Genomic DNA, 18632 nt, shown 5'->3' with positions numbered 1-18632 from the left:
TGTCCGGGCTGGATTTCGAACGCGTGGTGCTGCGCTTTCCGGCTGCACCGTTTGCTGGTGCAAGGCCGTAGCCAATGCTGCGAGTGGCAGCGGCGACATGCAACCAACAGGTGCGCATGACAACAGGTGCACGTGCTGCTGTGCGCGTATTGCGTCGTGACCGAGGCGGCAGCCTGCAACCATCGCGTCCGGTGATCGCTGCGCCTACTGCAGGCCGTACTCATCGAGCTTGCGGTACAGCAGCTGGCGATGAATGCCGAGCCGGCGCGCGGCTTCGGCGCGGTTGCCGCCACTGTGCGCCAAGGCGTCCTGGATCATCTGCTTTTCCAGCCGCGCCACCGCCTCGGGCAAGGTGCCTTCCGGTGGCGCTGTCGTCGTGGGCTGCTCGGCATCGTACTCGAGCGCGTCGTCCAGATCCGCGGCAACGATGCTGTGGCCGCGCACCAGCAGCTGGCTGCGTTGCATGACGTTACGTAGCTCGCGCACGTTACCGGGCCACGGGTAGGCCAGCAGCCGCGCTTGCGCATCCGCCGACAGCGCGCGCGCCGCGCCTTCGCCGCTGCGCAGAAAATACTGCGCAAGCAGCACGATGTCCTGCCCGCGTTCGCGCAGCGGCGGCAGTTCGATCGGCACCACATTGAGGCGATAGCGCAGATCGCTGCGGAACTGTCCTGCCGCCACCCACGCCGCCAGATCGCGATGCGTGGCTGCCAGCACGCGCACATCCACTTTTTGCGCGCCGCGCCCGCCCAGCGGCGTTACTTCGCCCTCCTGCAGGAAGCGCAACAACTTGGCCTGCATCGGCAGCGGCATGTCGCCGATCTCGTCCAGGAACAACGTGCCGCCATCGGCTTCGCGAATCAGGCCGATGCGGTCGCTGGTCGCCCCGGAAAAGGCGCCCTTGCGATGGCCGAACAATTCGCTTTCCATCAACTCCAACGGGATCGCCGCACAATTGACTGCCACGAACGCCGCATTTGCGCGTGCGCTGGCGCGATGCAGGGCGCGCGCGACCAGCTCCTTGCCGGTACCGGTTTCGCCGGTGATCAACACCGGCAGATCGGAGGCTGCCGCCAGCCCGATGCGTTTATGCACGGTACGCATCGCCGGACTGTGGCCGACCAGGCCGTCGTCGTCGTCGGGTGGTTCGCTCGCTGCGGCATCGGCATCGGCATCGGCGTCGGCATCGGCGCGACTCGCCAATGCACGCTCCACCACCTCGACGATATCGGCACGCCCCACTGGCTTGACCAGGTGATCGAATGCACCCAGCGTCATCGCCTCGATGGTGTTGCCGCTGGAGGCGTACGCGGTGAGCATCACCAGCGGCACCTGGCGCGCGCGGGGATCGTCCGCATGCGCACGCAGCACCTGGATGCCGTCCATACCGGGCATGCGGAAGTCCACGAACGCCAGCTCGATGCCGCCCTCGTTCAGGCGCAGCAAACCATCGGCGCCGTTGTCGACCGCGATCACCGTATGGCCGAGCGAGCGCAGCGTTGCCTGCAAGGTGGCCAGGAACGCCGCATCGTCGTCGATGATCAGGATGCGCGCCATGGCAGCTCCAGAATGAAATGGGTCATACCGTCGGCGTGTGCATAACGCACCTGCCCGCCATGTGCACGGGCGATCTCGCGCACCAGCGCAAGCCCTAGGCCATTGCCGTCGGCGCGACCGCTGACGAACGGCTCGAACAATTGCGAAGCGATGGCATCGGCGATGGCCGCGCCACGATTGCTCACCCGTAGCTGCAGCAACCCATCGCTGGCGCTGGCCTCCAGCGTCACCGCGCTGCCTGCATCGGCGTGCTGGAGCGCGTTGCGCAGCAGATTGTGTACGGCACGGCCGAGCTGCTGCGGATCGAGCATCCACTGCAGCGGCGCGTCCGGGACGCGCAGCTGTGGCGCCGGCGCGCCCGGCGGCAGCACGGCAGGATCGAGCAAGCTCGCCAGCCAGTCCTGCACCACCACCGTCTCCAGCTGCAGCCGGATCGGCTGCACCATGCCGAGCAGGCTTTCGACCACCCCATCCAGGCGACGGATCTGCCCCAGCATCAGCTCAGCGTGCGCGGCATCGTCCGGCGTGCCCTGGCGCGTGGCGATTTCGTTCTCCACGGCCAGGCGCATCGTGGCGATGGGGTTGCGAATCTCATGCGCCACCGTGGCGGTCAGGCGCCCGAGTGCGGCCAGCCGCTCGTGCCGTGCCAGCTCGTCGGCCAGCCGCCGCGTCTGCGCCAAGGCCTGCGCATTGCGCTGTGCGTAATCGCTGACTGCAGCGCCCAGCCGGTCCAGCTCGGGTGCGCCGGTGACCGGAATCTGCGGAAGTTCGGTATCGGCGGCCAGCGCCTGCTGGATGCGCTGCAGGCGCTGACTCCAGCGCCGCACCACCACGCCCAGGGCAATCGCCGACATTGCCACCATGGCGAAGATCAGCAGCATGCCGATCGCCAGTGGCCGCCAGGCATCGGAGGTGCTGGCCGGCACCCGCGACATGGTCCAAGCGGCGGTTCCCGCGGCCAATGGGCAGGCGCTGATCAGCACCACTTCGCGGCTGCCGTCGCGACGAAAATCCACGGCCTTGTTGCCCACCGCACTCTGCCGCGCGGTACTGACGATCGTGGTCCACTCGGCGGCCGGGATATCGGTCTTGTGATCGCTGCCGTCGTAGGTGGGATAGGCGTAGGCAACGAATCCCTTGTCGAGGTTCCACACCCCGCCCTCCACACCGGGCGCATCGGCCAGCACCAGTTGCACCACCACCGCGGCCAACCCGGCGCCGTTGTCGCCGCTGCGCGCCGCCTCGCTCGCGCCGGCGTAGCGCTGCACGATGCGTGCGCATTGCGCGGTCAATTGCTGGCGCGCATCGTCCAGTCGCACGCCTTCGGTCTGTCGGTACAGGCCATACAACATCGTGGCCACGCCCACGCAGGCAGCCAGGATCACCACCCAGATCAGCAGCAACTGGCGCAACAACGAACGAGGCATGCGAGGGTCCGGTAAAGACGTGCGGTTTCAGAACGCGGTAACTGTGTCAGCGCATGTTGGTCTTGACCAGATCGATCACCTCGTCGCCGCGCCCGCTCATCACTGCCTTGAGCAGATACAGGCCCATGCCCTTGGCCTGTTCCAGCTTGATTGCCGGCGGCACCGCCAGTTCCTGCGTGGCGATGCGCACATCCACCAGCGCCGGACCAGAGTGCGCGAAGGCCTGCCGCAACGCCCGCTCCAGTTGCGCGGACTCATCGACCCGGATGCCCAGGATGCCCATCGCATTGCTCATCGCTGCGAAGTCCGGATTGCGCAACTCGGTGCCGGTATCCAGATAGCCGGCGGCCTTCATTTCCATCGCCACGAATCCCAGCGAGGCATTGTTGAACACCACGATCTTCACCGGCAGGCGCAGCTGCGCCAGCGAGATGAAATCGCCCATCAGCATCGCAAAACCGCCATCACCTGACAGCGCAACTACCTGACGGCCCGGATACGCCGACTGCGCACCCAGCGCCTGCGGCATTGCATTGGCCATCGAACCGTGGTTGAACGAACCGAGCAAGCGGCGTTGTCCGTTCATGCGCAGGTAGCGCGCGGCCCACACCGTTGGCGTGCCGACATCGCAGGTGAATACCGCATCCTGGTCGGCGATCTGGCTGATCATGCGCGCCACGAATTGCGGATGCAGCGGCTCGCCTGGATCGGCCGGCACCGCCAGATCGTCCAGTCCCTCGCGCGCCTTGCGATAGTGCGCCAGCGCCTTGTCCAGGAAGTCGCGTTTCTCGCGTCGCTGCAGCTGCGGCAGCAAGGCGGCGATGGTTTCGCCCACATCCGCTGCGATGCCCAGCTGCAACGGCGTACGCCGCCCCAGCGCGCTCGGGTCGCGGTCCACCTGCACGATGGTCGCGTCCTTCGGGTAGAACTGCCGATACGGGAAATCCGTGCCCAGCATGATCAAGGTGTCGCAGTTGAGCATCGCGTGATAGCCGGAGCTGAAACCGATCAGGCCGGTCATGCCGACATCGAACGGGTTCTCCCACTCCACGTGTTCCTTGCCCCGCAAGGCATGCACGATCGGCGCGCCCAGGGTGTCGGCCAATGCCACCACCGCATCGTGTGCGCCCGCGCAACCGCTGCCGCACAACAGCGTGATCGCTTCGCTCTGCTGCAGCAGCGCGGCCAGTTGCTGCACATCTTCGGGAGCCGGCAGCACGCGCGGTTGGCGCAGTTGCGGCCACGCCGTGGGGATGTGCTTGTCCACTTCCAGCAGTGCGATATCGCCGGGGATCACCACCACCGCCACGCCTTGCTGCAGGATGGCCGCACGCATCGCGCGGTGCAGCACTTCCGGCAGCTGCGCCGGATTGGTCACCAATTCCACAAAGTGACTGCACTCGCGGAACAGTTCCTGCGGATGCGTCTCCTGAAAATAGTTCAGCCCGATCTCGGACGAGGGAATATGCGCGGCGATCGCCAGCACCGGCTGGCGGCTGCGATGACAATCGAACAGCCCGTTGATCAAGTGCAGGTTGCCCGGCCCGCAGCTACCCGCACACACCGCCAGCTTGCCGGTCACCGCCGCCTCGGCGCCGGCAGCGAACGCAGCCACCTCTTCGTGGCGCACGTGCATCCATTCGATCGTCTGCATCTCGCGCAAGGCATCGGTCAGGCCGTTGAGGCTGTCGCCGGTCAACCCCCAGATCCGCTCCACCCCCGCGCTCTGCAGCGTCTCGGCCAGAAACCGCGCCAACGTCTTTTTCTTCGCCACGATGCAGCTCCACGCTTGTTCGACAAGCCTTGCATGCTCCCAGTCACAGTGTCAGCGCAATGTGCTTGCACGCTGCAAACGCAGTAAAAATCACTGCAAAACAGCCGCTTCTATACATGCGCATCACATCGACGCGATGTAACCGCCAATGCATCACGCTTTGCGCGTGCGCTACGCGCATTTCAATTTGATGACAAGGAAGCGGAGCTGAACTGGGCGCGATGATTCATGGACCAGTCAGTCCAAAATTCATGTCGCGTTCCATCGAATAACGGAGAATTTACATCTCGGCAGCGAACGGCATCCGCCTCAGCGCCGGCCCAAACCATAAGTACAGGTATCGATCATGAAGAATTCCCTGCTGGCCCTCGGCCTTCTCGCAGCCCTGCCGTTTGCGGCCTCCGCTGCTGAAAACCTCTCCTACAACTTCGTCGAAGGTGACTACGTGCGCACCCCGACCGAAGGCCGCGACGCTGATGGTTGGGGCGTGAAGGCGTCCTACGCCGTCGCTCCGAACTTCCACGTGTTCGGCGATTACAGCAAGCAGAACGCTGACGACAACGACAACGTGTTCGAAAGCTCCAACTCCGACTTCCAGCAGTGGGGCGTCGGCGTGGGTTACAACCAGGAAATCGCCACCAGCACCGACTTCGTTGCTCGCGTTGCCTACCGCAAGCTGGACCTGGACACCCCGAACATCAGCTTCGACGGTTACAGCGTTGAAGCCGGCCTGCGTAACGCCTTCGGCGAGCACTTCGAAGTCTACGCCCTGGCTGGCTACGAAGACTTCTCCAAGAAGCGCGGCATCGACATCGGCGACAACTTCTACGGCCGCCTCGGCGCCCAGGTCAAGTTGAACCAGAACTGGGGCATCAACGGCGACATCCGTATGGATGGCGACGGCAATAAGGAATGGTCGGTCGGCCCGCGCTTCAGCTGGTAAGCCGCACGTTTGACTGCAACGCGACTCTCTCTCCCGCGTTGCATTGGAAGCCCGGTCCCCCGACCGGGCTTCTTTCTTTTGGGCGATCGGCTGGCGCTGCGCACATCGCGCTATAGCGGCATGTGCGCAATGCGGCTGCTGTAGAAGCACGATCCAGCGCGCTCAAGCGGCTACAGCTTGCCGCCAACCTTTGCGATCGACACCAACAAAAAGCCCGGCAATGCCGGGCTTTTTGTTGTTTCTGCGCAGCGCGTCAACGCGCGATGCCACGATCAGGTGAACAAGGTCTGCGGGTACTCGGGCTTGCGCTCGCGTGCCAGCAATTCCTTCAAGCCTGCTTCCGGGGTGATCTCGCCATGCAATACCGCACGCACGGCGTTGGAGATCGGCAGCTCGATGCCGTGATGCTCGGCCTGACGCATGACTTCATCGGCGGTCTGCACCGATTCAACCACCTGGCCGATCTCGCGGATCGCATCGTTCAGGCTCTGTCCGCGCCCTAGGGCCAGCCCCAGCCGTCGGTTGCGCGACAGATCGCCGGTGCAGGTGAGCACCAGATCGCCCAGACCCGCCAGGCCCATCAACGTCTCCGGCCGTGCACCGATCGCCGCCGCCAGACGCAGCATCTCGTTCAAGCCGCGCGTGATCAGGCCGGCACGGGCGTTGAGGCCGAGCTGCATGCCATCGGCCACGCCGGTGGCCACCGCCAGCACGTTCTTCATCGCACCACCGAGCTCGGCGCCCACCATGTCATCGCCCGTATAGGCGCGGAAAGTGGGGCCATGCATGGCATCGGCCACGACCTGCGCAAACGCCGCATCGTCGCCGTGCACGGTGATGGCGGTCGGCAGGCCGAGCGTGACTTCCTTGGCGAAGGACGGCCCGGTCACCACGGCCAGCGGAACGCCGGGACCGAGGATGTCGCGCGCCACTTCGTGCAGGAACCGCCCAGAACCGGGCTCGAAGCCCTTGGTCGCCCACGCAACGCCGGCACCGGCCGGACGCAACGGGGCGATCAACCGGATCGTCTCGGTGAATGCGTGCGAGGGCACCACGACCAGGATCCAGCCAGCATCGGCAATGGCCAGTTGCAGGTCGGTGGTCGCGCGCAGGCTCTCGGGCAGTGCAATCCCCGGCAGATAACGCGCGTTTTCGTGGGTGCGGTCGATGGTATCCACCATCGCCGCATCGCGTCCCCAGAGCACGGTCGGGTGACCGTGCCTGGCGAGCAGCGCGGCCAGGGCCGTGCCCCAGGAGCCGGCGCCGAGAACCGCGATCTTCTGCGTCGAATCGCTCATCGGCGCACGCAAGGCTTAGGCGTTGCCAGCCGGCTCGGAATCGGCCAGCGAGGTGCCTTCGCCCTGCGAACGCTGGCGCAGGGTTTCTGCATACAGCGCTTCGAAGTTGATCGGCTGCAGGTAGAACGGCGGGAAGCCGCCGGCCTGGATCAGGTCGCTGACCAGGGTGCGCACGTACGGGAACAGGATGTTCGGGCACTGGGTGCCGAGCAGCACGTCGATCGCCTGCGGCTCCAGGCCGACCAGGCCGAACACGCCGGCCTGCTGCACTTCGGCCACGTAGGCGGTCTTGCCACCGGCGGTGCAGGTCAGGGTCACGGCCAGCACCACTTCGAAGGCGTTGTCGTTGAGGCGCTGCACCTTCTGGTTGAGGTTCAGCTGCAGCTCGGGCTGGTTGGCGTCATTGAAGACGGACGGCGCGTTCGGCGATTCGAAGGAAACGTCCTTGACGTAAATCTTCTCGATGGTGAAAGCGGGGCCAGCAGCGGCGTCGGCCGGCGCAACCGCGCCGTTGATGATTTCGTCGGACATTCCTAACTCCAGAAACGGTTCGGTGGATGCAGCGTTGAATGATGCAGACGTGAAAGTGCGAGTCTCTCACGCCAGCAATGGGGACTTGCCCGGCGCCTCACAAGGTGGGGTCAGGCGCGGCCCTTGACCAGCGGCAGCTCGGCCATCTGCCAGGCGGCCACGCCGCCATCGAGCCAGTAGACCTGCTCGAAACCGGCTTTCTTCAGCGTCTTGGCCGCGCCCGCGGAGGCATTGCCATTGCGGCACACCACCACCACGGGCGAGGACTTGGCGTTGGCGAGGAGCTTGCCGGCCGGGTCGAACTTGGCCAGCGCCACGTTGCGGCTGCCGGCGATATGGCCTTTTTCGAAATCGGCGGTCGGCGACAGGTCGATCACCAACGCGTTCTCGCTGTTGATCAAACGGGTCAGCTCGGCCGGCTTGAGTGCGCGATACCCACGGAACAGGCGCGCGACCTCGGTGACGATCAGGGCGATGGTCAGGCCCACCAGGGCCAGTGACAACATGGGGTTGCGGCCGACAAAGGCCTGCAGCTCTTCGAAATTCACGGGGTCAGGGTCAGTCAAGCGGGCGGGAATTGTCGCACAGCTGGCGCGTGCGACGGCCAGGCGCCGGTGGCACGGGCTACTGGCCCTGCCACAGATCGGGCAGGCCGCTGGCCAGCCACCAGCGTTTGCGCTCGGCATCCCAGCGCCACAGCTCGATGCTGCGCACCAGCCGCTCGGCCTGGGTATTGCGGTTGATCACCCGCAGCTCGACCTCGCGGCGCAGGTCGCCGTTGCCATCCTCGCCCACCCGCAGCTCGCGGTAGCCGGAGATCTGCACCTGTTCGTAGCGCGAGCGTTCCAGATCGCTGAGCGGATGCGCCTGGGCATAGGTCGGCTCGACAAAGCCCTGCGCGGCATCGAAATCGCTCCAGCGCACCGCGGCGGTGTAGGCGGCCTGGGTAGTTTCCAGCGCGCGTGCCTGGGCACGGCTGCCGGCAGACGCCCCCCCGCTGACCATCGCCAGCCCGAGCAACAGCATTGCCCCGATCACTGCACGCATGCGCATTCCCCCAAGTCCAGCGCGCATCCTACCGTTTTGGAAACGCCACGAAGCGCCCGCTCAGGGTGGCCGCCGCCGCCCCGGATCCCAGCGCGATCTGCGCACGCATGCCGATGCGCGCCTTGCCGCGTTGCCGGAAGGTGGCCAGGAACGCCTCCCAGCTGCCGAGTTCGGACGGCTCGGCATTGGCCACCAGGTCCTCGTAGACCGGCGCGACGTAGCGCAGCTGGCTGTCGGCCACGTAGACATCGGCGCTGTGCCCGGCCAGTTGCAGTTGCAGCGTCAGCCAGCCCCAGCTGGCCAGCGTCATCAACGAAGCCAGGCTGCCGCCGAACGCGTTGGCCTTGTCGTTGACGTTGGCCTGCAGCGGCGCGCGCAAGCGCAAGGCGCCGTCATGCAAGCCGTCGACGGCAATGCCCATCGACAGGACCGGCGGCATGGCGACGAACTGTTGCTGCAGCGACTGCAGGGCGGATGCGAGCGTGCACGAAGGAGTCATCGGCGAAGGCTGAAAGACGGCGAAGGGCGGCATCATGCCGCAATGTTCCGCGAGCGTCTTGTGCACTGGGATGACATGCGGTACCGCATGGTGAACGCGTACGGCATCGCGTCGTCGCACGCCTGGGTCTCGCCCGGCTCAGGGCGCGAACACGACCTTGCGATAACCCTGCGCCACCCGCAGCAACGCGGTGGCCTTGGCCTTCCAATGCGCGCTGCGCTGCCTCTGCACGTGCGTCAACGGCGCATCGATGGTGCTGGTGAACACGATCTGCTCCGGAGCGGCGTGGAAGAACTTGTCCTGGATGCAGGCCGCCGGCGCCAGCTGATAGGTGGACAGCTGCTGTGCGACCGGCGATTCGTTCCAGCCGAACAGGAAAATGTCGGCCATGGTGTGCCAGCGTGCCTCGGCCGCCAGCAGCAGGCGCGCCGCATCGCGGCTGAGGATCAGCGCACCGGCGCAGACCGGCCAGCAGTGTTGGTGGGTCGAGGGACGCACCAGGCGCAGCTGCCGGCCACCGACTTCGGCAACCTTGGCATCGAGTTTGATGCGGTTGTAGGACGGCTCCAGCCGCACGATGCTGTTGCCGCCCGGCAGCCACTCGCTGCTGCGCAGCAGCGCCGGCAGCGCGTCGGACAGATGCATGTCGTCTTCGAAGATGGCGGTGTAGGCGTCGTCGGAGTCGGCTGCGATGCGCCACGCGGCCTGATGGCTCAGGAAGCACCCGATGTTGGAGGCGGTCCACTTGCGCGGGCCGGTGCTGAAGGCATCCCCGGAGCCTTCCAGCGGCCGCTCGCGTGCGAAGTCGGCAATCTGCGCAGGCGTCAGGGTGGCGCCATCGACTGCGGGAATCCGCTCGAACGGCAGGCCCAGTGCCTGGAACCGCGTCGACATCGCCTGCAGGCGCTCGCCGCTGCGCTGCATGTTGATGAGGTAGGACTTGATCACGGCGCCACTCCAGCTCGATCGTCGTGGCGGATCGTGGGCGGTAGCGGTCATCGGCACAGACCCGGGGACGAGGTTCTGGCCGCAGAAACGCAGGCATGGCGTCGAGCAGGCACGCAAAGGCCAGACAGCGCGCGAGGATCGAATCGCCGCCAGCGCCAGCGCAGCGCGCGACACCCGCCCCCGATAACGCACGGCTCTCGCATAATCACTGGATGACACCTCCCGCCCCAGCTGCCGACGCCTGGACCCTGATTTCACTGCGGCCCAGCGGTGAACACGCGCCACTGCGGCGGGCCGCCGCGCGGCACGGCGGACGGCTGCTGGCGCTGTCGCCGTGGCGGCTGCAGACCAACGACACCCCGCAGGCACGGGCTGCATTGCGGCAGGCCTTGCATGCGCCGATCGCGGTGTTCACCAGCCCAGCCGCAGTGCACGCAGCGCATCGCCTGGCGCCGCTGCAGCGGCCGGCGCAGGCGCAGTGGGTGAGCGTGGGAGACGGCACTGCGCGTGCGCTGCAGGCCTGCGGCATCGACACGGTGATACGCCCGGAGCGCATGGACAGCGAGGGCCTGCTCGCATTGCCGCTGTTCCGGCAACCGCTGCAGGCCGTCGGGCTGGTCACCGCCCCGGGCGGGCGCGGCATGCTGGCGCCGGCCCTGGAGCAGCGGGGCGCCCGCATCCTGCGCGCCGATGTCTATCAGCGCGTGCCGCTGCACCTGCGCGCATCGGCAGTGCGTGCCCTGGCGGACGCGCTGCCCGCTAGCGTGCTGGCGCTGAGCAGCGCCGAAGCGCTGACGCTGGTGCTGCAGCAACTGCCCGGACCGCTGATCGACGCCTTACGGCAACGCCCGCTGGTGGCCTCCAGCGAGCGCATGCTGCAAGCCGCACACGCCGCCGGCTTCCAGCATGCGGTGCGCGCTGCGGGTCCCTTGCCCGAGCAATTGGCCGCTGCCGCCGCCGCGATCGTGACACCATCGCGATCTTGCTGAACTTCGAACTCAAGCACGGCTTGCGGCTGTCTGCCGCTGCACGCCATGCTGTGGCAGATGACTGCGGCACCTGCACCCGTCGTGACCGCGCGAGGATGGACGAATGACCGAAATGCCCGCTTCCACGCGACGCTTTCCCTTGGCATGGCTGCTGCTCGTTGTCGCGCTGGCCGCCGTGGGCGTGGCGCTGTTCTTCGGTTGGCGCGCATGGCAGGGCTATCAAAGTGCGCAACTGCAGGCCGCCGAAGCGCAGCAGCAGCGCTGGGATGGCACGCAGCAGATGCTGGAGACCTTGCGCCGCGACCAACGCCTGGCCAACGAGCGCCTGGCGGATGCGGCAGCCACCAACCGCGTGCTGCGCGACGAGATGCTGGGCCTGAGCCAACGCAGCGCCTTGCTCGAAGAAACCGTGCAAAAGCTTGCCGATCCCAACCGCCACGGTGCACAGGCGCTGCGGCTGGATGAAGTGGAACTGCTGCTGCGGCTGGGCCAGCAGCGGCTGAGCATCGCCGGCGACGCCGACGGTGCGCGCCGCGCCTACGCACTGGCCAATGCCGCGCTCAATGGCATCGACGATCCCGGCTATCTCAACCTGCGCCAGGCGCTGGTACAGGAACGCGACGCACTGGATCGCCTGGGCGCCGGTCCGCAGGCGCAGGCCGGCCACACCCTGGACCAGTTGGCCGGCGACCTGCTGCGCCTGCCCGAACAGACCGCTCAAGAGAGCGAAGCAGCGCAGCCGTGGTGGCAGAAAGCACTCACACCGCTGGTGGACATCCGTCCCAGCCGAGGCGATGCACTGCTGACCGGCGGCGATCGCCATGCCGCGCGCGACGCCTTGCAGATCGAGGTCAGCCTGGCCCGCGCTGCGGCCGAGCGCGGCGATGCCGCCGGCTTTGCGCAATCGCTGCGCCGGGTGGACACCTGGACCACCCGGCTATGGCCGGATTCGCCACAACGTCGCCAGGCACGTACCCGCCTGCGCACGCTGCAACAAGCGCCACTGCGTCCGCGCCTGCCGGAACTGGGCACCACCCTGCTGCAACTGCAGGCCATGCGTGAAGGGAGATCCACCCAATGAAAGTGTTGCGTACCGTCTTGATCCTGTTGGTTGCCGTGGCGCTGGGCGTGCTCGGTGCGCAATGGCTGTCGCATCAGACCAGTTACGACCTGGGCAATGTGGTGGTCAGCGTCGGCGGCAACGACTACCGCGCCGCCATGCCGCAGGCGTTGCTGATCCTGGTCATCGCGCTGCTGGTGCTGTGGCTGGTGTGGACGCTGGTCAGCCTGCCGTTCCGGGTCTGGGGCAAGTACCGCCGCAGGAAGGGCCGCGCCCGCCTGATCGAAGGCCTGCGCGCAGCCGATCACGGCCAGTGGCAGCGTGCCGAGCGCCTGTTGGTCAACGCCAGCGAGGATGCGGAGGTCAGCGGCATCGCCCTGGCCAGCGCAGTGCGGGTCGCCGATGCACGCGGCGATGAGGTGGCGGCGAACGCGCTGGCCCAGCAATTGGCAGAGCGCGACCCCACCGCGCATGCGTTGCTGCAGGGCGAGCGGCATCTGGCGCGGCAACGCCCGGTCGAGGCGATCAATGCGCTCGATCATGCCAACGCCCAGCCGCTGCCGGCGCGCGGCCTGCTGCTGCGCACGCACGCCCTGGCGCAGATCGGCCGCGCCGACGAGGCTTACGGCCAGCTGGGCGCATTGCGTCAGCAGGCGGTACTGGCACCGGAGGCCTACAGCGCCCTGGAAGCGACGCTGGCCGAGCAGACGCTGTTGCAGGCCGGCGATGCCAATGCCCTGGCCGAACGCTGGGAAGCGCTGCCCAAACCGCTGCGTACCTATCCTGCGGTGGTAGGCGCCTATGCACAGCGCGCCGCGGCGCTGCATTGGGACGACGCGGCAGTGCACAGCCTGGAGCAGGCGCTGGACACGCAGTGGGACGAATCGCTGGTGCGCCTGTACGGCGTGCTGCCGTTGGAAAAATACGATTCGCGCCGCGCCAGTGCGCAGCGTTGGCTGGCCCAGTACCCGGACAGCCCGGGCCTGTTGCTGACCCTGGCGCGCCTGGCCCGTCACCAGCAGCAGTGGTCGCAGGCCGAAGAGTTCCTGCATCGCGCGGTGGCCAATGGCGCGGGCAGCGAGGCCTGGGAAGAACTCGGCCACGGCTTTGCCGCCGCGGGGGATCTGCTGTCTGCACAGCATTGCTACGCCAACGCCCTGCGCGCCGCACGCGGCGAGCCGGTGCACGAGGGCTTGCCGCAGCAGTCGCTGCACGGGCCGATCGTCTCGGCGTATGCCACGCCGCCGGCCGATCCGCTCGCACCGGACGATCGCGTGCTTTGACCTAAGGTCTGATCGCCGTTGCGGCGATGCGTGGACTCACCATCAGCCCCGGCATGTCCGGGGCTTTTGGTTTTCTAGATCCGGGCAGAAGCGCCGCCGGCAACGTTTGCCGGCCCATCCTCACGTCCGCGGGGATGGCAACGCATTGACGTTACAAAGCTATCTGCAAACATAGCGGCGCAGATCACCCATCGCGCGATTCCCGGGGCGGCGCTGGCAATGCGCGCAAAAACGCGTCACAGGCACCGAAATAACGTGCCTGCTCGTGATCGACCGATTGCGCCGACAACACGCGCGAACCGCGCCTGCCGATCAACAGCATCGCCGCCATCACACCGGCACCGGTCAGCCAGCCGGTCGCACCACCGATCCACAGCACCCCCACCAGCAACGGCAGGATCGACGCCATCGCGATGGCGACACACCGCACGCGGCGGCGCTCATGCCACGCGCACAGGCTCAGCACGTGCGCACTGCGCTTGCGCAGCACGATGGCCAGGATCAGATACGGCAGCACCCCCATCAATAGGGTCAGATAGATCGCCGGGTGATGCCAATGGAAGATGTAGCGGCGCGGCGAGATGTCCGCGGCCGCATTGCACTTGACGCAACGCGGCGGCAGATCGGCGCCCGGCGTGCACACCAGCACATCGCCCTCGCGCCACACGGCGCCGTGCGTCGGAGGCAGATAAAGCGTTGGGGGGCTCGTGTGAATCAACGTTCGACATCCATGCGTCCTTGCAGGTTGGGGATTCGGGATTCGGGATTCGTAAAATCAGGAGTCCGCAGCTGCTTTTGCGAATCCCCAATCCCGAATGCCCAATCCCACGCTGCGCAGCAGCGTCAGCGCTCGACGATGGCCACCACGCCCATGCCGCCGGCGGTGCAGATCGAAATCAATGCACGGCCGCCGCCACGTTCTTCCAGTTGCTTGGCGGCAGTGGCCACCACGCGTGCGCCGGTGGCGGCGAAGGGGTGGCCGGTGGCCAGCGACGAGCCCAGCGGGTTGATCTTGTCCGGGTCGATACGGCCCAGCGGCGCTTCCAGCCCCAGGCGATTGCGGCAGTAATCCTCGCTTTCCCAGGCGCGCAGCGTGCACAGCACCTGCGCGGCGAAGGCCTCGTGGATTTCGTAGATGTCGAAGTCCTGCAGGGTCAGGCCCTGACGCGCCAGCATCTGCGGCACCGCAATGGTCGGCGCCATCAAAAGGCCCTCGCCATGCACGAAATCCACCGCCGCCACCTGCGCATCACGCAGATAGGCCATCGGGGTGTGGCCATGCGCCAGCGCCCAGGCTTCGCTGGACAGCAGCACCGCGGCCGCACCATCGGTGAGCGGGGTGGAATTGGCCGCGGTCAACGTGCCGCGGCCGGAGGTCTTGTCGAAGGCCGGGCGCAGCGTGGCCAGCTTTTCCAGCGAGGTGTCGGCGCGCAGGATGTTGTCGCGCGAGACGCCGCGAAACGGCGCGATCAGCGTGTCGAAGAAGCCGCGCTCATAGGCAGCGGCCAGCTTGTGGTGCGAGGACACCGCCCATTCGTCCTGCGAGTCGCGCGAGATGTTCCATTCCTTGGCCATGTCCTCGCAGTGGTCGCCCATGCTCTTGCCGGTGCGCGGCTCGGCCACGCCGGGGAATTCGGGCTTGAGCTCGCTCAGCTTGAAGCCGCGCAGCAGCGCCTTGAGCTTGTCGCCGGTGGCCTTGGCGCGGTTGGCGGCCATCAGCCGCGCGCGCAGCTTCTTGCCGTAGACGATCGGCACTTCCGAGGTGGTGTCCGAGCCGCCGCCGATGCCCGAATCGATCTGGCCCAGCGCGATCTTGTTGGCGATGGTGATCACCGAATCCAGGCTGGTGCCGCAGGCACGCTGCAGGGTGATGCCCGGCGTCAGCGGCGACAGCCCGGACGACAGCGCCGCCTCGCGCGCCAGGTTCCAGTCCGAGGAGTGCTTGATCACCGCCCCCATCGCCACTTCGCCCAGTTGCTGCCCGTGCAGCCCGAAGCGCTCGACCAGCGCGCCCAGCGTGCGCACCGACATGCCCAGGTTGCCCACGTCCGCGTAAGCGGTGTTCTGACGACAGAACGGGATACGAACGCCGCCCAGAATGGCGACGGGACGGGCTGCGGGCATCGGTTGACCTGGCATGGAGGACTCGGGGACATGGCCTGCACAGGGCCGGCAGGCATAATGGCCGAAGTGTAGCTTCGACCCCCGTGATGGGCCAACCGCGAATCATGAGCAAGACCGAACACGGCGTGACCGCCATGGGTGTGATGGCGCTGGAATTGACGGGCGGCACCGCCCCCGAGCGCGGCGCCCTGGCGCCCGAGCAGGCCGGCATGCTGGCCGAACGCATCGGCCGCGACCTGGCGCAGTGGATCCCCGAAGTCCGCGAGCTCGAGCTCAGCGTGGCAATGGCGCACTTCGACCCGGCCGAAGTGCTGCGGCCGGGCTGGCCGCTGCATCGCCGGCTGGACGAGCTGCATGCGCGCGCGCCCGGGCGCGACCAGGGTCCGCGCGTGCTGGCGTTCGGCGCCGATGCGCAGGGCGAGATCCCCCTGCCCTTCCAGGCCGACGCACAGCTGACCGGCGGCGGCCTGCGCGTGCTGCCGTTCCTGCTCTCCGGCGATCCGCAGATCGTGGCGACGGTGGCCGATGCGATGGAAGAAGTGCTGCTGGCCCAGGGCATGGCGCAGGCCGATACCGCGCTGCTGGCGCAGGAAAGCTTCGGCGCACGCATCGAACACGCGCGGTATCTCACCGCGAACGATCTGGCGGCGATGATTTCGATGCAGTACGACAACCAGGGCCTGGCCCCGTTGTGGCCGCTGATCGAAGCCGCGCTGCTGGCGCCGCATACCGAAGAGTGGCTGGAACAGCCGCCCGAGCCGGTGCTGCGCTATGTCGAGGGCGAAGTGCGCATCGCGCTGTTCGACCCGGCCGGCTGGTGCGATTACTACGCGCACGACCGCGAGAATTGCGAACGCCTGCGCGGCGTCTACGAACAATTCCTCTCGCGTCAGCGACAGATGGCCGCAGTGCTGGAAGCGCATGGCCTGCCGGTACTGTACGTGCATGTGGAACCGGGCCAGGATCCGCGCCAGGCATTGGCCGCGTGAGCCAGACGCCGGCTTCCACAGCGCCGGCGTTGCAGGGCGTACTGGAAACCGGCGTGTATGTGGCCGACCTGGAGCGCGCATGCGCGTTCTATGCCCGCGTACTGGGACTGGCAGCCATGTATCGCGACACGCGCATGGCCGCGTACGCAATCGCGTCCGGGCAGGTGTTGCTGCTGTTCCTGCAGGGCAGCACCGCCTCCACGGTCACGCTGCCGGGCGGCACGATTCCGCCGCACGATGGCAGCGGGCGCGCGCATTACGCATTCGCCATCGCCAGTGATGCGCTGGCCGGATGGGAGGCACATCTGCAATCCTGCCACGTGCCCATCGAGGGCCGCACGCAATGGCCGGGCGGCGGGCACAGCCTGTACTTCCGCGATCCGGATGCGCATCTGCTGGAGCTGGCGACGCCGGGGCTGTGGCCGAATTACTGAGTGCCGATGACGCGGGTCTTGCGCAAGCGATCGACGTTGGTCGCCTGTGCGGTGCGCCCGGTGTGCGGTGTATCGACGGTTCGAGATGTACCGACAATTCAACAGGAAGCATGCAGCGCGCGACATGCGGCGTGCCGGATGCACTAGCGTCGGCACGCCGCAGGACCGGATCGCTCCCCCACCGTAGCCCAGAAACAACAACGCCGCGGTAATCGATCACCGCGGCGTTTTGCCTGGCTGCTGGCCTGTCCTGCTTACTTGGCTGCAGCTGGGGCGTTGTCGGTGGTGATCACACCGCAGGCCAGACGGCCGCCGGCGTTGCCGGTGGGCTGGGTTTTGTAGTCGTCGGCATCGGCGTGCACGATCACCGCGTGGCCGGCGATATCGAACTGGTCGGCCTTGCCCAGATTGACGTTGCTCGACACCGGGCCATCGATGCTGGCATTGCCCTGCGCATCGGCCTTGATGTTGGGCATGTCGCCGCCGTGGTGCGGATCGGCACTGACGGCGCCGTGATCGGACTGGGCCGGGTTGAAGTGGCCGCCGGCGCTGCTGCCGTCCGGTGCGCTGCAATCGCCCTTTTCGTGGATATGGAAGCCGTGTTCGCTGTCGGGCTTGAGGCCACTGAGCTGGCCGGTGACGCGCAGCGCGCCGTCGACGATCTTGAAGCTCACCGTGCCTTTGACGTCGCTACCCTTGGTCGGCTTGAGTTCGGCGGTGGCGGTGGTGGTGGCCGCCGCTTCGGTGACCATGGACGCGGCGTGCTCACCGCCATGCGCCGCTTCGGCCGCTGCGCCGGCCTGCGGTGCGGGTGCAGGATCGGCCGGAGCGGGTTCGTCGCGCTTGCACGCGGTCAGCACCAGCGCGGTGGCCAGGAACAACGTCGTTGGAAGAATGCGCATGAGAAAACTCCTGTGGAAAGGCCGCAGCTGCAGCCAGGGGTGCCCCGACTCAGGGCTGCGAAGGGGGTGTGCGCCACTGGGTGACGCGGATGACGCCGCAGGCCAGACGTGCGCCGGCATTGCCGCTGGGTTGGCTGCGATAGTCGTCGGCGTCGGCATGCACCACCAGCGACTTGCCGACCACGTCGGTGGGCGCGGCATCGCCCAGGGTGATGCCGGCAACGATCATGTCCAGATGCGCGACACCTTCGGCATCGGCACGCAGGTTGTCCATGTCGCCGGCGTGGTGGGGAGTGTTGCCGGCACGTCCGTGCGCCATGCCACTCGGATTGAAATGCGCACCGGCACTGCTGGCGTCGGCGGCGCTGCAATCGCCGCGTTCGTGCACATGGAAGCCGGCCACGCCGCCCGGGCGCAGGCCACCGACCGTGCCGGTGATACGGATGCCTTGCAGCGCAGGGACCAGCACCACCCGACCGCTGACCAGGCTGCCGGACGCCGATGCCAGCGCCGCTTCGGCCTGCTGGACCGGACGCACGGGCACCACGCGCGCCGCCGGTGGCGGTGGTGGCGGAGGCGGTGGCGTGCTGCTGCAGGCGGCAAGCGCCAGCGCGGTGAGGGCAACGATCGTGGACGACCGGTAACGCATCGAGCTGTTCTCCTGATCAGGCTGAAAACCTATGCGGGCGCATGTTCACATGTCATGAAATGCGCCGCTGGCAGCACAGGAGTTTACGGGGTTGGTGTGGATGGCCGGGCTGTTGGAGGTGCGGGTCGATGGGATGCGGGTTGTTGGGATGGTGTGCGGGGCGCCGAGTACACGTGTC

Annotated in this window: 18 protein-coding genes and 1 pseudogene; 6 read left to right on the top strand and 13 right to left on the bottom strand. The window is 67.2% G+C overall.

All coding sequences use genetic code 11. From position 1 onward, the window contains the following. Positions 1-204: 204 nt before the first annotated feature. From DGN21_RS01120 to poxB, 3 genes are read right to left on the bottom strand one after another with little or no spacing between them, the layout of a single operon-like run. Complete coding sequence (locus DGN21_RS01120; RefSeq protein WP_126965469.1) at positions 205-1557, bottom strand: sigma-54 dependent transcriptional regulator; 1353 nt, start codon at positions 1555-1557, stop codon at positions 205-207. Continuing rightward, positions 1542-2984: a HAMP domain-containing sensor histidine kinase gene (locus DGN21_RS01115; RefSeq protein WP_065033157.1), complete on the bottom strand. Its 1443-nt coding sequence runs from the start codon at positions 2982-2984 to the stop codon at positions 1542-1544. Before DGN21_RS01115 ends, DGN21_RS01120 begins: the two co-directional genes overlap by 16 nt. Positions 2985-3030: 46 nt before the next feature. Further along, the gene (gene poxB / locus DGN21_RS01110) at positions 3031-4740 is read right to left on the bottom strand and encodes a ubiquinone-dependent pyruvate dehydrogenase (RefSeq protein ID WP_180970360.1); all 1710 of its coding nucleotides are present in this window, start codon (positions 4738-4740) and stop codon (positions 3031-3033) included. Positions 4741-5104: 364 nt separating this feature from the next. Here poxB and DGN21_RS01105 point away from each other — a divergent pair, with 364 nt between their 5' ends. Next, on the top strand, positions 5105-5701 hold the full coding sequence (locus tag DGN21_RS01105; protein ID WP_016904049.1) for a diffusible signal factor-reguated Ax21 faimly virulence factor: 597 nt from the start codon (positions 5105-5107) through the stop codon (positions 5699-5701). 272 nt (positions 5702-5973) lie between these two features. On the opposite strand, the gene DGN21_RS01100 is transcribed toward DGN21_RS01105, so the two are convergent. From DGN21_RS01100 to DGN21_RS01075, 6 genes are all read right to left on the bottom strand, one after another. After that, positions 5974-6999, bottom strand: a complete 1026-nt coding sequence (locus DGN21_RS01100) for an NAD(P)H-dependent glycerol-3-phosphate dehydrogenase (RefSeq protein WP_026064544.1) — start codon at positions 6997-6999, stop codon at positions 5974-5976. A gap of 15 nt (positions 7000-7014) precedes the next feature. Further along, positions 7015-7530 (bottom strand): protein-export chaperone SecB, encoded by a 516-nt coding sequence (gene secB / locus DGN21_RS01095; protein WP_016903394.1) that lies wholly within the window; start codon positions 7528-7530, stop codon positions 7015-7017. A 110-nt stretch (positions 7531-7640) separates the two neighbouring features. Continuing rightward, positions 7641-8078 (bottom strand): rhodanese-like domain-containing protein, encoded by a 438-nt coding sequence (locus DGN21_RS01090; protein ID WP_016903395.1) that lies wholly within the window; start codon positions 8076-8078, stop codon positions 7641-7643. A 76-nt stretch (positions 8079-8154) separates the two neighbouring features. Continuing rightward, entirely contained in the window at positions 8155-8577 is a 423-nt protein-coding gene (locus DGN21_RS01085) for a hypothetical protein (protein ID WP_026064545.1), read from the bottom strand. Between the two features lie 28 nt (positions 8578-8605). Continuing rightward, entirely contained in the window at positions 8606-9076 is a 471-nt protein-coding gene (locus tag DGN21_RS01080) for a YiiD C-terminal domain-containing protein (protein ID WP_024940488.1), read from the bottom strand. A gap of 138 nt (positions 9077-9214) precedes the next feature. Next, the gene (locus DGN21_RS01075) at positions 9215-10024 is read right to left on the bottom strand and encodes a glycosyltransferase family 25 protein (protein ID WP_126965470.1); all 810 of its coding nucleotides are present in this window, start codon (positions 10022-10024) and stop codon (positions 9215-9217) included. Between the two features lie 212 nt (positions 10025-10236). Here DGN21_RS01075 and DGN21_RS01070 point away from each other — a divergent pair, with 212 nt between their 5' ends. The 3 genes from DGN21_RS01070 (at position 10237) to DGN21_RS01060 (ending at position 13356) form a co-directional block, all read left to right on the top strand. Further along, on the top strand, positions 10237-11013 hold the full coding sequence (locus DGN21_RS01070; RefSeq protein ID WP_241235229.1) for a uroporphyrinogen-III synthase: 777 nt from the start codon (positions 10237-10239) through the stop codon (positions 11011-11013). A gap of 103 nt (positions 11014-11116) precedes the next feature. Continuing rightward, positions 11117-12094: a uroporphyrinogen-III C-methyltransferase gene (locus DGN21_RS01065; protein ID WP_102580133.1), complete on the top strand. Its 978-nt coding sequence runs from the start codon at positions 11117-11119 to the stop codon at positions 12092-12094. After that, positions 12091-13356: a heme biosynthesis HemY N-terminal domain-containing protein gene (locus tag DGN21_RS01060; protein ID WP_102250751.1), complete on the top strand. Its 1266-nt coding sequence runs from the start codon at positions 12091-12093 to the stop codon at positions 13354-13356. The genes DGN21_RS01065 and DGN21_RS01060 overlap by 4 nt, the downstream gene beginning before the upstream one ends. A gap of 184 nt (positions 13357-13540) precedes the next feature. Here DGN21_RS01060 and DGN21_RS01055 read toward each other — a convergent pair. Both DGN21_RS01055 and DGN21_RS01050 read right to left on the bottom strand, forming a co-directional pair. Beyond that, positions 13541-14084: pseudogene (locus tag DGN21_RS01055) on the bottom strand (hypothetical protein). 115 nt (positions 14085-14199) lie between these two features. Further along, complete coding sequence (locus tag DGN21_RS01050; protein WP_024940494.1) at positions 14200-15495, bottom strand: acetyl-CoA C-acetyltransferase; 1296 nt, start codon at positions 15493-15495, stop codon at positions 14200-14202. 89 nt (positions 15496-15584) lie between these two features. On the opposite strand from DGN21_RS01050, the gene DGN21_RS01045 reads away from it, so the two are divergent. Together DGN21_RS01045 and DGN21_RS01040 are read left to right on the top strand one after the other, a co-directional pair. Further along, positions 15585-16469 (top strand): hypothetical protein, encoded by an 885-nt coding sequence (locus DGN21_RS01045; protein ID WP_054592039.1) that lies wholly within the window; start codon positions 15585-15587, stop codon positions 16467-16469. Further along, positions 16466-16903: a VOC family protein gene (locus DGN21_RS01040; protein ID WP_126965472.1), complete on the top strand. Its 438-nt coding sequence runs from the start codon at positions 16466-16468 to the stop codon at positions 16901-16903. The genes DGN21_RS01045 and DGN21_RS01040 overlap by 4 nt, the downstream gene beginning before the upstream one ends. Before the next feature lie 254 nt (positions 16904-17157). Here the strand turns inward: DGN21_RS01040 and DGN21_RS01035 are convergent, their stop codons facing one another. After that, positions 17158-17805 (bottom strand): superoxide dismutase family protein, encoded by a 648-nt coding sequence (locus DGN21_RS01035; protein WP_024940497.1) that lies wholly within the window; start codon positions 17803-17805, stop codon positions 17158-17160. A 49-nt stretch (positions 17806-17854) separates the two neighbouring features. Beyond that, positions 17855-18454: a superoxide dismutase family protein gene (locus DGN21_RS01030; RefSeq protein WP_054592037.1), complete on the bottom strand. Its 600-nt coding sequence runs from the start codon at positions 18452-18454 to the stop codon at positions 17855-17857. Positions 18455-18632 lie beyond the last annotated feature (178 nt).

The organism is Xanthomonas sp. MLO165 (assembly GCF_018831305.1).
In the GTDB taxonomy this organism is placed as follows: Bacteria; Pseudomonadota; Gammaproteobacteria; order Xanthomonadales; family Xanthomonadaceae; genus Xanthomonas; species Xanthomonas arboricola.
This window is presented reverse-complemented; position numbering and strand designations above follow the sequence as displayed.